Origin of the sequence: Psychrobacter sp. UBA6739 (genome assembly GCF_002453835.1) — a bacterium.
GTDB classification, from domain to species: domain Bacteria; phylum Pseudomonadota; class Gammaproteobacteria; order Pseudomonadales; family Moraxellaceae; genus Psychrobacter; species Psychrobacter immobilis_A.
On record NZ_DKHR01000003.1, the window covers coordinates 89216 to 103736 of the forward strand.

At 43.6% G+C, this 14521-nt stretch carries 11 protein-coding genes and 2 tRNA genes; 8 read left to right on the top strand and 5 right to left on the bottom strand.

The features are described from left to right. Positions 1–132 precede the first annotated feature (132 nt). The gene (locus B2575_RS00735) at positions 133–570 is read right to left on the bottom strand and encodes an MCR_0457 family protein (RefSeq protein ID WP_045444876.1); all 438 of its coding nucleotides are present in this window, start codon (positions 568–570) and stop codon (positions 133–135) included. A 629-nt stretch (positions 571–1199) separates the two neighbouring features. Here B2575_RS00735 and surE point away from each other — a divergent pair. The 4 genes from surE to modB all read left to right on the top strand — a co-directional run bounded on the left by surE (position 1200) and on the right by modB (position 5570). After that, positions 1200–2012 carry a 5'/3'-nucleotidase SurE gene (gene surE / locus B2575_RS00740; protein ID WP_238049758.1) on the top strand — a complete coding sequence of 271 codons (813 nt, stop codon included), beginning with the start codon at positions 1200–1202 and terminating at the stop codon, positions 2010–2012. A 249-nt stretch (positions 2013–2261) separates the two neighbouring features. Beyond that, positions 2262–3056 (top strand): M23 family metallopeptidase, encoded by a 795-nt coding sequence (locus tag B2575_RS00745; RefSeq protein WP_201603485.1) that lies wholly within the window; start codon positions 2262–2264, stop codon positions 3054–3056. A gap of 139 nt (positions 3057–3195) precedes the next feature. Further along, complete coding sequence (locus tag B2575_RS00750; RefSeq protein WP_296239760.1) at positions 3196–4500, top strand: lytic murein transglycosylase; 1305 nt, start codon at positions 3196–3198, stop codon at positions 4498–4500. 368 nt (positions 4501–4868) lie between these two features. Continuing rightward, positions 4869–5570 (top strand): molybdate ABC transporter permease subunit, encoded by a 702-nt coding sequence (gene modB, locus B2575_RS00755; RefSeq protein WP_250163882.1) that lies wholly within the window; start codon positions 4869–4871, stop codon positions 5568–5570. Positions 5571–5616: 46 nt separating this feature from the next. Here modB and B2575_RS00760 read toward each other — a convergent pair whose 3' ends face one another. The 4 genes from B2575_RS00760 to B2575_RS00775 form a co-directional block, all read right to left on the bottom strand. After that, positions 5617–6621, bottom strand: coding sequence for a D-cysteine desulfhydrase family protein (locus tag B2575_RS00760; protein WP_296239765.1), 1005 nt, complete (start codon positions 6619–6621; stop codon positions 5617–5619). A gap of 305 nt (positions 6622–6926) precedes the next feature. Further along, the gene (locus B2575_RS00765) at positions 6927–7730 is read right to left on the bottom strand and encodes a DUF5020 family protein (RefSeq protein WP_227675931.1); all 804 of its coding nucleotides are present in this window, start codon (positions 7728–7730) and stop codon (positions 6927–6929) included. Positions 7731–8322: 592 nt separating this feature from the next. Beyond that, positions 8323–8399 (bottom strand) — tRNA-Asp (locus tag B2575_RS00770). Positions 8400–8464: 65 nt separating this feature from the next. Next, positions 8465–8540, bottom strand: a tRNA-Val gene (locus B2575_RS00775). A 296-nt stretch (positions 8541–8836) separates the two neighbouring features. Here B2575_RS00775 and B2575_RS00780 point away from each other — a divergent pair. The 4 genes from B2575_RS00780 to B2575_RS00795 all read left to right on the top strand — a co-directional run bounded on the left by B2575_RS00780 (position 8837) and on the right by B2575_RS00795 (position 14521). Then, entirely contained in the window at positions 8837–10474 is a 1638-nt protein-coding gene (locus B2575_RS00780) for a cardiolipin synthase (protein WP_296239768.1), read from the top strand. Positions 10475–10578: 104 nt separating this feature from the next. Further along, positions 10579–12036, top strand: coding sequence for a tetratricopeptide repeat protein (locus tag B2575_RS00785; RefSeq protein ID WP_296239770.1), 1458 nt, complete (start codon positions 10579–10581; stop codon positions 12034–12036). Positions 12037–12212: 176 nt separating this feature from the next. Next, positions 12213–13799, top strand: a complete 1587-nt coding sequence (locus B2575_RS00790; protein WP_296239773.1) for a 3-deoxy-D-manno-octulosonic acid transferase — start codon at positions 12213–12215, stop codon at positions 13797–13799. Continuing rightward, positions 13796–14521 carry a 16S rRNA (uracil(1498)-N(3))-methyltransferase gene (locus tag B2575_RS00795; protein WP_201559891.1) on the top strand — a complete coding sequence of 242 codons (726 nt, stop codon included), beginning with the start codon at positions 13796–13798 and terminating at the stop codon, positions 14519–14521. The genes B2575_RS00790 and B2575_RS00795 overlap by 4 nt, the downstream gene beginning before the upstream one ends.

Consider the following 14521-nt stretch of genomic DNA (forward strand, 5'->3'; position numbering starts at 1 on the left):
TCATTAATTATAGCTGACTTTATCAATTTAGAATCAATGCTGGGGCATAGCTATTGTAGGGAAGACGATAGGATGTCTGATAAGTAAGCCAATTATAATGTTGTAATTGTTGAGCTTAGTTATGATGATCCACTACTGGTATTCAGCATTCGCCAAATCTTCGCATAGAGCTTTGTTGTCTTGTTTAGAGAAGCCCATTGTCCAGCTACGAATGCCTTGTAATATCTGGCGATAATCTTGCTGAGTGGATAGATATTGAATCGCTGCTTTTGGATCTTCTAAAGACGGCATCAACTCGTGAAGCTGCACGTTATAAGATTTATAAAAGCGCTGTTTTTGTTTGCCATTGAGCATCGGTGGACATATCTCTGATAGCACTTGCATGACCGCAATTTCATGTTTGGTAACATTGATGCCAGACATATCTAGAGGTATGGTCGTAGCAGAATTATTCGCCGCAAAGGATGCTTGAGACAGCATGGCAACAGAGGTTACCAGTCCTGCAAGACTAATTTTGGACGCCGTCTTTGCTATCACAGAAGCTATAGATAATATCGATTGATTTTTCATGCAGTATTACACTCGCTTATCTTTAATTAATGGTGATATGTTAATGGGTAAAAAAACAAAAGTCACATAAAATATTGATTTATGTGTAGATATCTTGTGAGCCAAAGCTCTTTTTGAGCAACATATCAGCAGCATAGACTCATAAGTTACGTCAGCATAAAAATATAAGTTTGTATTGTTGTAAGGTGTTGCCTATTGTAACGTCACGCCAAGTTTTTTTGCTGTTATTGATGCAGATATCATAAAGATAAAATTATGAATTGGATGGATTATGCGCAAAGACTGGGTTCGTGTCAGCGTATTATTAGGGTATAATCGCCCAAAATTATGGTGGCATCCGCGTTTTGCTCTATCAATTTTTTCATATGCATGCTGTGATATAAACACAGTGTCATTTTACTTTGATAGCGGTATGGCTTTTTTAACTTTTATAGTAAATTCAGCTACCATTTGACGCTTGCCAAATGCTGTGTATAAATACTGTTTATGCAGAAAAAGTCAATGTAGATGTCAGCATCAACAGTACAATCACACAATCTAACCACCATTTTCGGGTCTGATTATAGCAATTTTATGCGGCTAAAGTTCATAAGTGGACAGGCGGTCATTAATGAGTATATTGAGTGAAAATGAAATTTTTAATTAGTAATGATGATGGGGTTTATGCACCAGGGTTATTGGCATTATATCAAGCCCTGTCTGCTATTGCAGAGGTGGTAGTGGTTGCGCCAAATAGTGAGCAAAGTGGCTGCGCGAGTGCTTTGAGCCTATCGATGCCATTATATACTCATCAATTGGATTCTGGTTTTATAGCGGTAAATGGTTCGCCCGCGGATTGTGTACATTTGGCATTGCATGAGTTGTATCCTGATACGCGTTTTGATTGTGTGATTACTGGTATTAATTCTGGCGCCAATCTTGGTCAAGACGTTTTATTTTCGGGTACCTTTGGTGCTGCATTAACCGCACAGCTCTTTGGAATACCTGCCATTGCGACCTCCCTAGTGGGCGGCGGCGTCAAAGGAGAAAAGCAAGAGCAGACCAGTCATTATCAAATGGCGGCAGCTGAAATAGTTAAATTATTGATAGAAACACCGATATTAGATGCTTGCAAAAATTTGCCCTATCATGTATTAAACGTTAATATTCCTGATGTGGATAGTGCTGATGATATCAAAGGTCGGAAAATAACGGCGTTAGGGCACCGTCAGATTGCGCGTCCTGTACATCATGTGGTCGATCCACGTGGGCGTGATGCTTATTGGTTGTCGCTACGTAAACGCCCACATGAGTTGCCATTAGAAACTGAAGATTTACAATCCTCTGCAACAGATATGACGGATGATCAAGCGATAGCGGCGGGTTATATTAGTCTATCGCCAGTGCGCCTGCATCATACGCCAGCAGACACGCTTAAAACGCTGTCGGCGTTAATGCTATAAATTTACGCTGCCAAAATGCGTCAAACAGCTGGTCAATATCCTGATATTATCTGCGCTATTTTTGTTATTTGGCTGCCATTTATCTCATTTTTATCACCATTTTCAAAATGAGGACACGCCTTAGAAAATGGTTTACTATCGAGTGATTGATAATGGTATTTGCCAAATACTAAACGGTATAAAAGTTAGCAAAATGCTTGTGAGTAACACAAGGAGTTTGTGAGTAACATAAAGAATAGGAAATCTTGTATGAAGAAGCTTATTGCTGGATCGCGCTTTGCAACAGTGGCATTGATAGGTACTTTAACAGCAGCAACGTTAACGATGGTGGGCTGTGCAACCAAGCCTACTTACCAATCAGCTAACCAAGCGGGACCTAAGATTATTACCAATGCACAAGGCGTTCCTAACTACCATCGTGTACAGCGTGGCGATACGGTCAGCCAGATTGCTGAGCGCTATCGTCTCAGTTACCGTCAAATCGGTTCGCTCAATGGTTTAGACAGCAAGTATACAATTTATAGTGGTCAATGGCTCAAGCTGTGGCAAGGTACGCCAGCCGATAACAATCGTTATAACGCGCCTACAACGACACAGCCAACGTACACACCACCTGTAACGAGCGTGCCTAATAATAGCTCACCAAGCCCTGTATACGAAGTGACGGCTAACGCAACGTCAGGCTATGAATATCCAAGTCGCAATCAAGTGACTCGTAACTTTGATGCGGCAGCGGGCACGATGGGTATGTGGTTTGCTGGTAATGTCGGTGATCCCGTACTTGCTAGCCAATCTGGCACGGTACTGTACTCGGGCGATGGTCTGCCAGAGTATGGCAATCTTATTATGATTCGTCATAGTGATAATTACATCACCGCTTATGCGCATAATAGTCAGCTACTGGTCAAAGAAGGCGATGCTGTACAGCGCGGTCAGCGCATTGCAAACATGGGTAACAGTGGCCAGACCAATCAGGTCGGCTTAGAGTTCCAAGTGCGCTTAAATGGCAATCCTATTGACCCACGTGCGGTACTCGGGCGTTAAACGTGATGCCAAGTTGTGACTGATTTGGCAAGTTTAGTAGCTTTATTCAGAGCGCTTGAATTTCAGAGTGTTTGAATAAAGCCACCTTAACTAAATCGGTTTATTTGAGTCGCTTTACTTATTCATACTTGAGAATTTTATGATGTTAAAAAAACAATATCTTGCCCTGTTTCCTGCGTTAGTGATGGTTGGGTGTACCAGCCAACAGGCGATGCAAAAACCTAGCAAACCTGTGCGTCAAGGCAACGTTCAGATTACCCAAACTCAAACCATTCAAGTGAAGCCAGCACCGAAGCCTGTCATCAAGCCGCAGCCAGTGGCAAAGCCAAGCTATAACAGCTTCTCTGATTGGAAGTCTGATTTTTCTATGCGGGCGATTTCATCAGGCCATGATGCAGCGACGGTGCGTCGTTTACTTGATACCGCTTATTTAAATCAGCAAGTCATCTCACTTGACTCAGGACAGCCAGAGTTTTCTAAGATGCCATGGGAATATGTCGATTCTGCCGTATCTGATGGGCGTGTGAGTACTGGTAAGCGTAAGTTTACCGAGCAACGGGCATTTTTGTCGCAATTAGAATCGCAGTACGGTGTCAATGCAGAAATAATCGCTGCTATTTGGGGCATGGAGTCGTCATACGGCGTGGTGACGGGTAATAGCAGCATACCAAGCTCGCTTGCGAGTCTGGCTTATGATGGTCGTCGCCAAGAATTTGCCGAAACTCAGTTGTTGTCATTAGCGACGCTATTGCAGCGCGGTGATGTGTCTTGGTCGCAGCTCGATGGTTCTTGGGCAGGCGGCATGGGACAGACGCAGTTTATCCCTGATACTTGGCTGAAGCACGGAGTGGATGGCGATGGTAATGGTCACCGTAATCCGTGGGCAACGGGCGATGCACTGGCGTCCACCGCTAATTATTTGAGCAACTCAGGTTGGATTCGAGGTCTAGCGCCATTTTACGAAGCAACTATTCCTGCCTCATTCGATTACTCCATGGTTGGTAGTAAGCAGCCTGCCGCGAGATGGGCGGCGATGGGCGTTGATACGATAGCTGATGTTTATTTGGATGCCAATACCGAAATGGAGCTGTGGCTACCAGCCGGCAAGGATGGTCCAGTGCTGCTACTCAGTCCAAACTTTGATGTGATCAAGGTTTATAATAACTCATCGAGCTATGCGCTAGGTGTCAGCTTGTTGGGTAAAGCGCTTGCTGGACAAGGCGGGTTACAGAAATCATGGCCGCGTTATGAGCGTCCATTATCCACAGCTCAAGTACGAAATTTACAGCAGCGTTTGACCAACTCAGGCTATGACACCAAAGGCGCTGACGGTATCGTGGGTACCAATACTCGGTTGGCGTTCCAGCGCTGGCAAGCAGACAATGGTCAGACTCCAGACGGCTTTATTACTCAGCGTAGTGCGTCATCGTTAGCTTCGTGGTGAAGCAGGTTGATTGCACTTTTTTTGACTCGTATTAATTCTAATATTAGCGTGTTAAAAGAAATTTTTTAACCATCATTTTTGACGGTAGTATTTAATACGATGAGCTTAGTGAATAAAATAAAAAAGCACCTATTAGGGTGCTTTTTTATTTTACGCTATGATTGTTTTTCAACAGACTTTAATCTTGTCAGGTTTTAATAAATAATATGGACACAAGCAGACTGATACTGTGACTGATAAACGCTACACTGTTTGTTTATCAACGTGCTATTTATAAGAGCTGGCATTATATTTGTCTGTTCAATCTTTTAATATTAGATACAATAGATCTTTTATCCTCATAACGAATGGCAACGAGCAGTGACATTATGATAGACCAGTCTCTTATGTCCGATATGCTTAGTCCGTTTTGGGTCAGTATTAAGCTTGCTGGTGTCACTACCATTTGTCTATTACTGTTCGCAACGCCTGTGGCTTATTGGCTCGCTAAGCCCAGTCGTAGGCAAGTTGTGGCACGTCTTAAAGTCTTGCTTATGGGCATCATTGCCATGCCATTGGTTTTGCCGCCTACCGTCATCGGCTTTTATCTTTTATTACTGTTGAGCCCTAGTGTCGGTATTGGTAAATGGCTTAGCGAACATAATATCAGCCCCTTAATATTTACCTTTGAAGGTCTTGTCATTGGTTCGATTATTTACTCCTTGCCTTTTTATATTCAGCCTGTCTACGCCCAATTTTTACGTATTCCACAAAGCGTGATGGAAGTGGCACATTTATTGGAGCCAAGCCGTTTCAAACGGTTTCTCAGAGTCGCTCTGCCACAAGCGCGTGTCGGTATTGTGCTCGGCAGCTTAATAAGTTTTGCCCATACTATTGGTGAGTTTGGCGTGGTTTTGATGATAGGGGGTAGTATATCCGATGAGACTAAAGTGGTCTCGATTGCGATATATGAGCAAGTAGAGGCGCTGAATTACGAGGCAGCGCACATGATGTCTGGGATTCTCATCATTATGGGAGTGGTTATGGTGGCGCTGATTGCTAGTGTGAGCCGGCTGAATCAACGCTCATAAGATTGCGGTTAATACCTATAGCTTGAGTTAATGCGTCAAAATTTATTTATCCATTTATTTTCATCATATCTAAGTCACTTGAGTAGGCAAATAAAGCTGGTGCACCGCCCGTATGCCAAAATAAGACACGATCGGTTTTCTTGATTTTGCCAGAACGAATCATATCTATGAGTCCGCCCATCGCACGACCTGTATAGACAGGATCTAAAAGTATGCCTTCTGTTTGGGCCGTCATCGCAATGGCTTCATTTTCTAATGTACCAACCACGCCATAACCTTCGCCTACATAATCAGAGTTAAGTATTAAATCGGTCTCTGAAAACTGATGATCGGCACCGATAAGGGAGGCCGTGCTATTGGCAAGCGCGAGGGTATGTTGATCAAAAGGCACTTTGTCTGTTTCGCCTTTATCGATATTGATACCTACGATTTGGGCGGGCGAGTTGAGTATTTTTTTGCCAAGCATCAAACCGGCTTGTGTTGCCCCAGAGCTAGAAGCAAAAACGATATGAGTAAATGATAGGTCCATGCTTTCACGTTGCGATTCTAACTCTTTAAAAGCTTCTACAAACGCTAAAGCACCCAGCTCATTGGAGCCGCCATAGGGTATGATATATGGTTTTTTGCCTTGTTTTGTTAATTGCTCAACGATTTTAGGAATATCTTCTCCTTTACGATTGGCGCCTGCCCAATGGATGTGTGATCCAAAAATTTTGTCTAATAAAAGATTGCCACTTGTTTGTTCGGGTTCTTCTCCACCCAATACTAAATGGCAGTCAAGTCCCAAGCTTGCCGCTGCGGCAGCAGTTTGGCGACAATGGTTTGATTGTGCGGCACCTGCCGTAATCACGCAATCAGCACCTTGAGCAAGGGCATCACCCATGATAAATTCAAGCTTACGGGTTTTATTGCCACCCAATGCCAGTCCCGTGTTGTCATCTCGTTTCATAAAAATAGTAGGGCCATCAAGCGCTTTACTCAATCTGCTGAGCGCTATCAAGGGAGTGGGGAAGAAGCCCAATGATTGTCTGGGTATGTGGTTATATTCCATATTTTGTCCCTTTTATAATAAAAAAATGCTGAATAAGTTTGAAACATAGCCATTGATAAAGTCAGTTAAAGATGATTATTTAGCGGCTATAAATAGCCAGTAATTATACGTCGTAAAAGCCTCATAAAACATATGAATGCTTATTGCTTATCTAGCTTGAGAATCAGTGGAATCCTAAGAGTTAATTTATCAAATATAAAACAAATAGTCCTCATGCAAGCTGTCAATTTTGCATGAGGACTATTTATTTTATTAAGAAAGAGTTGAAAGCTGTTTTAGAACTATTCGTCAAACCAATTAGACGGTTAAAAATGAAACTTCACTAGAGCGCTAGGCACATTTTGAGTTGTATCACTACCATACTTATTTTTCCAATAGCTATATTCCATACCGACCTCTAAGCGATTATCAATGCCTAATAGTGGTTGTAAGTTATACTTTATTTGCGGATTGATATGTAGTTGGTTTTTTAAGTCATCGTTGTTAAAAGAGTAGTCTACATAACCATCGACCACAAAATTGTTTTTCTCCCAACCGTAAGTTAAGGTGATTTGCTGGTCATCATCAGTATTATCATTGAAGACATGATATAGGGAAGCAGAGGCATACTTCATACCTGAAATAGGAACATTCAAATCTGCCCCTAGTCCTATCATATAGTTGTCTTGGCTAAAGCCTTTGCTGTTCGAGCCAAACTCATATTGCCCCGCTAGATTGAGCTGTTTGATAAAGCTATCATCGAAAGTTGTAAGCTTAAGCTTGGGCGCAAACTCACCATACGTTTCTTTAAATCTATTGTTTTCAATATCATTTGCGCCTTGATGACGATCGACGAAGAAAAATACGCCGCCCCAACTGTGGGTAGATGCGTGCTCCAGAGTGATGGTCGTCAATTCTCCGTCTTCTACCAGCTCATAGTCATTACCATATAGTACAGAAAGACTGGTATCGGTGAAAAGCACCTTTGCATGGCTGCTGCTCATCGTACTCAAGGCAACGATCGCGGCTAAGGCCGTGGTTAATGAGCTACTAAAAAACAGTTTTTTCTGAATATTGGTTCTACATAATTGGCTAGCCAGTGGCAGGTTTGCAAATAAGTGATAACGCACAGTAATATTCCTTTATATAGAGTGGGTCATCCTAGCAGGTTGGATATATGACAGAAGCGCGTTTTAACTTCCTGTCAAAACGGGTCAACGCTGCTAAGGATAAAGCGCGGTCAATTTTCGATAGCAATCTAAAATAATGAAGATAAATGCTATCGATATAAGTATTGTCAAAAGTATAAAAAATGCTCTGTTGGCTATGTTATCCGCAATAATTCTTAACACTTTGAAACAGTTAAGCATGTTTTATAGTGAGTGACAACCATAAGCTGGCTAAGAAAAACGGTCTATCAAGCCTTCTAAGTATTTGATATTACCTAAGTTTATGATTTTATTAAATTAACTGACTAAATGGTCAGCTTTATTATTTTTGTAAACAAGGAGATGTGTTGAAGTAGCTGGTAGGCTAAACCACTAGCAATAATTATTACGATTCAGAGTAGTGAAAAGAGCTGGTAGGGTGGTTAAGGACAAATGATATGAGAGGAAAGTTAATAAGGGTATGGCAGAATTAATAGACACAAAAAAACCTCAAGTAAACTAATACTTGAGGCGAAACTTGCTTAAACTCGAGAGTTTAAATTCGTTTTAAATATGGCGCAGCGGACGGGACTCGAACCCGCGACCCCCGGCGTGACAGGCCGGTATTCTAACCAACTGAACTACCGCTGCTTAGGTCGTACTTAGTTTATTTAACCACTTAGCCTACTACTTGAAAGTAACGCTATACTAAATAGTGGTGGGTGATGACGGATTCGAACCGCCGACATTCTGCGTGTAAGGCAGACGCTCTACCAACTGAGCTAATCACCCTTCGAACAATTGCTAAGCAATTTATTCAACATCAACTGAGCTCTAAGTTTGTCACTAAGCTCTGCTGCTGTGGGTGTGTATTATATAGATTTACACATGGCTGTCAAACAGTTTTTTAACTATTTTGAAAAATAATTGAAAATACTGTCTGACAGCTATTATTAATAGTAGTCTGAGGCACGTGTTTTCTAAGGTTGCTGCCTAAAAACTTATTATGGTTAGTCATTGTTTGATGGTCAAAAACTACTATACTATTGAGGGTGTTTTACGACTCATGCTTTATTTTATGTTGATTGTTGGAGGCGGGCATAGAAAATTCTACTATTGAACAAACTTTTACGACCTGGTCTTGGGGAGACTTCGCAGGCTTGGGTCTGGTATTGCATATTGTTCTCATGATAGTAATGACGCTACGTGTTGTGTCGGTACAGCGCAATATCGGTGTGTCTATTGCTTGGATTGCTGTGCTCTATACCTTGCCTCTTTTCGGTTTTATCGCTTATATACTATTGGGTGAGCCGATGATAGGGCGGCGCTATCGTCAACGGGTAGACCAAGCAAGCTTATTGATGGATGATATGGCACGGCGTGAGAATTTGGTTTTTGATCAGGGACAAGAGCTGCTGCCAGCCAACTACCGCGGTGTCAGTCAAATAGGCACGCGCTGGACGGGGCTGGGCGTGTTTCCTAATCACAATATGCAGCTATTGACAGATCCTCATACTATTTTTCAGAGATTAATCGAAGATATCAATGCCGCTCAGAGTATTATCCTGATGGAGTTTTATATTGTTTATCCTAAAGGACAAGTGCTAGAGCTGATAGAGGCGCTGTCAGCGGCAGCGCAGCGTGGTATTGAGTGTCATATCTTGGCCGATAGCGTGGGCAGCTTTAGTTTCTTTAATAGTAGCGCGCATCGTACATTAGAAAAAGCAGGTGTCTTTGTCCATCAGTCACTACCAGTGGGTTTGTTTAAAACGCTATTTAAGCGCTCTGACTTGCGTAACCATCGTAAGATTATCGTGATTGATGAGCACATTGGCTATATCGGTAGCTTTAACTTGGTCGATCCAAGATTTTTTAAACAAAATAAAAACGTTGGACAGTGGATCGATGTGGCGATACGCACGACCAGTCAACACTCTATTAGTATTACGACAGCCATGGCGATCGTGGTGGCCACGGATATTGGTGCGGAAAATAACGACAATTTAGACGCGCTCAATCAGCGCGTCAATGGCTATACTCGTAAACTATATGTGATGAACCCAACCATTAATGATTTAAACAGTCGGGTAAAGGTATTGGCTGGTGAGATCGACTATTATAAGCAACCAAATATTGGCTCAACATCGATTGTGATACCGAAGATGCCGATGGTAGAAGGAGTGCTGGCGCAGCTGATACCCTCCGCACCGCAAGTGACAGCCCATGTTATTTACAATACATTGGTGACCGTTATTCATCGCGCCAATAAACGCATTCGCATTACCACACCGTATTTTGTACCTGACGAGGCGCTCTCGGGAGCATTAACGATCGCTGCCAAACGCGGGGTTGAGGTGACGCTGATTGTCCCTGAAAAGGTGGATTCGTTTCTTGTACAGCATGCATCACAAGCCTATTATCAAGAGCTGCTCGAGGCAGGCGTGACGATTGCCTTGTTCAAGGGTGGTCTGTTGCATACCAAAACAGTGGTTATCGATGATGATTATTGTTTATTTGGCACTGTAAACATCGATATGCGCAGTTTTTATCTAAATATGGAAGTGAGTTTGGCTATTTATACGCCAGAGATGGTCGCTCAAGTGGCTGATTGTCAAGAAGTATACTTACAAAGTTGCCGTTTGCTGAGTTTAGAGCAGTGGCAACAGCGCCATGGTGCAGAGCGTTTATTTGATAATGTGGTACGCTTATTTAGTCCTTTATTGTAGCATTTTCAATTTTAGGGTAAGGTAAACGACTGATATCAGTTTAGTCCCATGATGACCTTATTTTTATTACTATTAATTTATCCCGATAAAGGATGCGCTTGTCTATGTATGCATCGTCTGCATCACCTCTAACGCCCTTTGATTATATTGCAGCAGGCTATTGGCAAGACTTTCTAGCGGATCGTCCTATCGCTGGTGGCATTGCTTACGAAAGCGAGCTTCGTGATTGTATCTTAGATGAGTCATTGGCCAGCTTACAGCGAGTCGATACGCTGCTGTCGCACATACGCCGTGAGATGGTTAAAACTGGTAGATGGCATGAAGAGAGATTATTGCTCGATGAAGGCTATCGTAACTTTATGGTATTTTTGGCGTTTTATGCGGGGCGAGTATTGGCACAGCAATGGCAAAGTACGCCGCATTGGTATGGACAGTTTGAGCTACATAAGCGCTATCCTGAACTGGCACTGACGACCGATGATTTTTATCAACACATGGCGGTTGTCTATTGTCAGTCGGCTGATGCTAATAGCGTTACGTCATTATTTTTTGCGCTAGAGCCGATAGGATTGCGGTTATTTGGTCATATTGATCGGCCGTTTGCAGCCGTACAAGGCGGTCAAGTGGCGAGTGGTCTGTATCAAGCGGTTAGCGCAAGGTTGCCACATGCGCACGACAATCACGTTGCTAATTCGATCATACCAGCCATTAATATCAGCACACCAAATACAAGCGCTCATGTAGAGCGTATTAAAACGGTTGATAGTCAGAAACCATTAGAAAAAGAAGGGTTGAGTCATACGCCACATGCTGTGCCAAAATCTCAGAATCTGTCTCAGCAAGAGAGCCAAACTAAGCCTGTGCTGTCTAAAACAGAAACAGTACGACCTCATACGGCCTCAGAAAATACGGTATTGGAGCAGCCACTACCATCGTTAGTGCCTTCTCTTCAAGAATTGCCAACGCCCGCGATTTTTACTCAATTGCTCGTAGAGCTGGATAACATAGAAGTCGTTCAAACGGCTGGCAATAGTGAGTATCAGCAAGCCCATAAAGTGTTGGAGCAGTTAGAACAGCATATTGCCAAGCAAAGTCAGCCGCGCACGCAAATGCGCTTTTCAGAGAGTCATTTAGCGACAAAAAAGCAAGCGCTATTAACACTGCAAGAGGCGGCGCAGGCGGGTAATAGCGCTGCCATGCTACATTTGGCAATGTATGAGTTACTTGGTGAAGGATTAGCGGTTGATAAGGGTGCTGCTACAGCGTCAGGTGCTGAGTGGGTTAAGCAGGCCGCCAGCAAAAACGACAGCCGTGCGCAGCGCCTACTAAGCAAGATGTATTACCAAGGCATCGGCGTGGCGCAAGATATAGACACTGGCAAATATTGGCTAGAGCAAGCAGCGGAAAATGGACACACGGAAGCGGCGAGCGTAGTAGGGCAATGGCAACAAGCGCAAGCGTTGATAACGACGCAAAAACAAGAGCAACATAGTATGAAGCGCTATCAGCTGCTATTCGCAGCCATACTCGTAGTGGCAATATTGATCCTAATTATTGTCTAAAATATTTTATGGCAACACGCTGTAAAGCATATTGTTAAGCGCTAAATTCAGGTAGAATTGGCGCAATTTTTACCGTCACTTTGTTATAGTCGATTTAATTTAAAGAGGTGAATGCCGTCACTATTTTATAGTGAATCGACTATATTATTTAAGCCATTACTAATCTGGGCAACTTTATGCCATCTTCTCCTATATCCTCTGATTGTGCTTTAGAAGCGACTGACCCAGTATCGTTGCCCAGTCGCACTGTTTATACTGCGCCTTTGTATTATCAGTGCGCCATTGGCTTACTTAAGCCGCTATATCGACTGCAAGTTTGGCAACGCTCACACAACCGCGACAACTATCAACAAGAAGTGGCGCAGCGTTTTGGTAAACAATATCCGCCGCGACCAGTGGCTAAAGTGACTAATGCGCAAACCAATAAAGGTGTTATTTGGTGTCATGCGGTGTCATTGGGCGAGACCAATACCGTCGCGCCATTATTAGATACATTATTGGCTGATGGCTATCAAATATGGCTAACCAATACCACGCAGACAGGTTTTGCTCGCGGTGCTAGCCGTTTCGCCGATGATATTGCTCAAGGTCGGATGAGCCATAGCTACGTACCTGTCGACAGCCCAACTGTGATTGAGGCTTTTTTGGCGCATGTCAAGCCCATCGCTGCTCTGTTTGTAGAAACGGAACTGTGGGCAAATATCCTAACCAAATTATCCGAACACCGTATTCCCAGTATCTTGGTCAACGGTCGGCTGTCAGCGTCTTCTTTTAAAAGTTATCAAAAAATTGCTGCGGTCAGTGCCAGCATGATGAAAAATCTGACTTTGATTATCGCCCAAGACAGCGACTCAGCGAAACGCTTTCGACAATTGGGTGCGAATAGCGCGCAAATTCGTGTCGCAGGTTCACTCAAATGGGTGATTAATACGCCTCAAATTGAAGATAAAGCGGCTGATATAGAAAACAACTATACAGAAAATTCTAGCGTACCAAACCAATATTCTGAATCGGCCAAAGAGTCCACATTAGCAAAAGAGATGAATATCGCTGGTCGACCGATTTGGGTTGCCGCAAGTACCCATAGTGGCGAAGAAGAGACGGCACTGTCATTGCATCAACAGCTATTGTCTCATCCCGCGCTCGCTGATGCGCTGCTTATCATTGTACCTAGACATCCTGAACGTTTTGATGAAGTAGCAGCGCTCATTCAAGCGTCCGAATTAACAATGGCACGGCGTAGTGCAGAAGATAGCATTCATGTAGACACACAAGTCTATCTGGCTGATAGCATGGGTGAGCTGATGACGTGGTATAAGTTGGCAGATGTGGCACTGGTCGGCGGCTCGTTAGTAGATGTCGGTGGACATAATCCCGTTGAGCCAGCGAGTGTGGCAACGCCTGTACTCATGGGACGCTATACGCAGTCTTGCCAAAGCGTGGTGGATAAATTGGCGGAGGTCGGCGCGTTATATCAGCCAAACAATGTTTTCTATCGTCCCGTTACTGTTAGTGCGGCTACTACTAATGATGATACGAATCAACAATCCTCTCGTAAGAAGCCTGCCGCTAAAGAGGAGGTAGCGCTCATTTATCAGCAGCTAGTGTCTTGGCTCAGTGATCTTGAGGTAGCGGCACAAGCAGGGCAAGCTGGCGCGCGAATGACGAGACAACAGCAAGCCGTACTGACCCGCCAATTTACCATGATTAAAGAGGTTGTCGAGCAGCATGCTATTCAACAACCAAGCCAAGAGCTGCTATGAATTGTCTATTATTACCCATTGAAAACTTCTCTTCGGATGCGGCATATATTGATGAATTATCACAAATAAATCACGTCAATAAAGTGCTAACAGCAAAAGTTGGTGATACGCTGAAAATCGGTCAAATGGGCGGTCATTTGGGCACTGCTGTGATTGAGAGCATCCGCTCTGATGCTATTGAGTTGCGTGATATCCAGCTCACCACTTCGCCGCCACCTAAGTTAGATTTGACCGTTGTATTGGCACTACCGCGTCCTAAAGTGCTACGCCGCTTAATCATGGATATGACCGCGCTTGGTGTGCGCGATATCATCTTAATCAATAGCTATCGCACGCAAAAAAGCTATTGGCAAAGTCCGATGCTTGAGCGCCTTGATGAGTTTGTATTAGAAGGGCTGCAACAAGGGGTTGACACCATAGCACCTCGTATCACTTTACAAAAACGCTTCAAGCCATTCGTGGAAGATGAGCTGGCAGGTTTGGTAACCAATCGAGCCATCGTGGCGCACCCGTATAGTGAGCTATCCTTGACACAGTATCTACAACAGCCGCCATCGTTAGGATTGCCAAGTCTGGTTTGTATCGGTAGCGAGGGCGGCTGGATTGATTATGAAATAGCACTGCTCGCCACTCAATGTTGCGCGGCAGTGACTATAGGCTCGCGCATCCTGCGTACAGAAGCCGCCGTCAATGTGATTTTAGGTCAATGGTTGCTGTCGTGA

Excerpts from the sequence above, each read along its gene's own strand:
- B2575_RS00735 (WP_045444876.1), bottom strand. The coding sequence starts at position 570 with ATGAAAAATCAATCGATATTATCTATAGCTTCTGTGATAGCAAAGACG.
- surE (WP_238049758.1), top strand. The coding sequence starts at position 1,200 with ATGAAATTTTTAATTAGTAATGATGATGGGGTTTATGCACCAGGGTTA.
- B2575_RS00745 (WP_201603485.1), top strand. The coding sequence starts at position 2,262 with ATGAAGAAGCTTATTGCTGGATCGCGCTTTGCAACAGTGGCATTGATA.
- B2575_RS00750 (WP_296239760.1), top strand. The coding sequence starts at position 3,196 with ATGATGTTAAAAAAACAATATCTTGCCCTGTTTCCTGCGTTAGTGATG.
- modB (WP_250163882.1), top strand. The coding sequence starts at position 4,869 with ATGATAGACCAGTCTCTTATGTCCGATATGCTTAGTCCGTTTTGGGTC.
- B2575_RS00760 (WP_296239765.1), bottom strand. The coding sequence starts at position 6,621 with ATGGAATATAACCACATACCCAGACAATCATTGGGCTTCTTCCCCACT.
- B2575_RS00785 (WP_296239770.1), top strand. The coding sequence starts at position 10,579 with ATGTATGCATCGTCTGCATCACCTCTAACGCCCTTTGATTATATTGCA.
- B2575_RS00790 (WP_296239773.1), top strand. The coding sequence starts at position 12,213 with ATGCCATCTTCTCCTATATCCTCTGATTGTGCTTTAGAAGCGACTGAC.
- B2575_RS00795 (WP_201559891.1), top strand. The coding sequence starts at position 13,796 with ATGAATTGTCTATTATTACCCATTGAAAACTTCTCTTCGGATGCGGCA.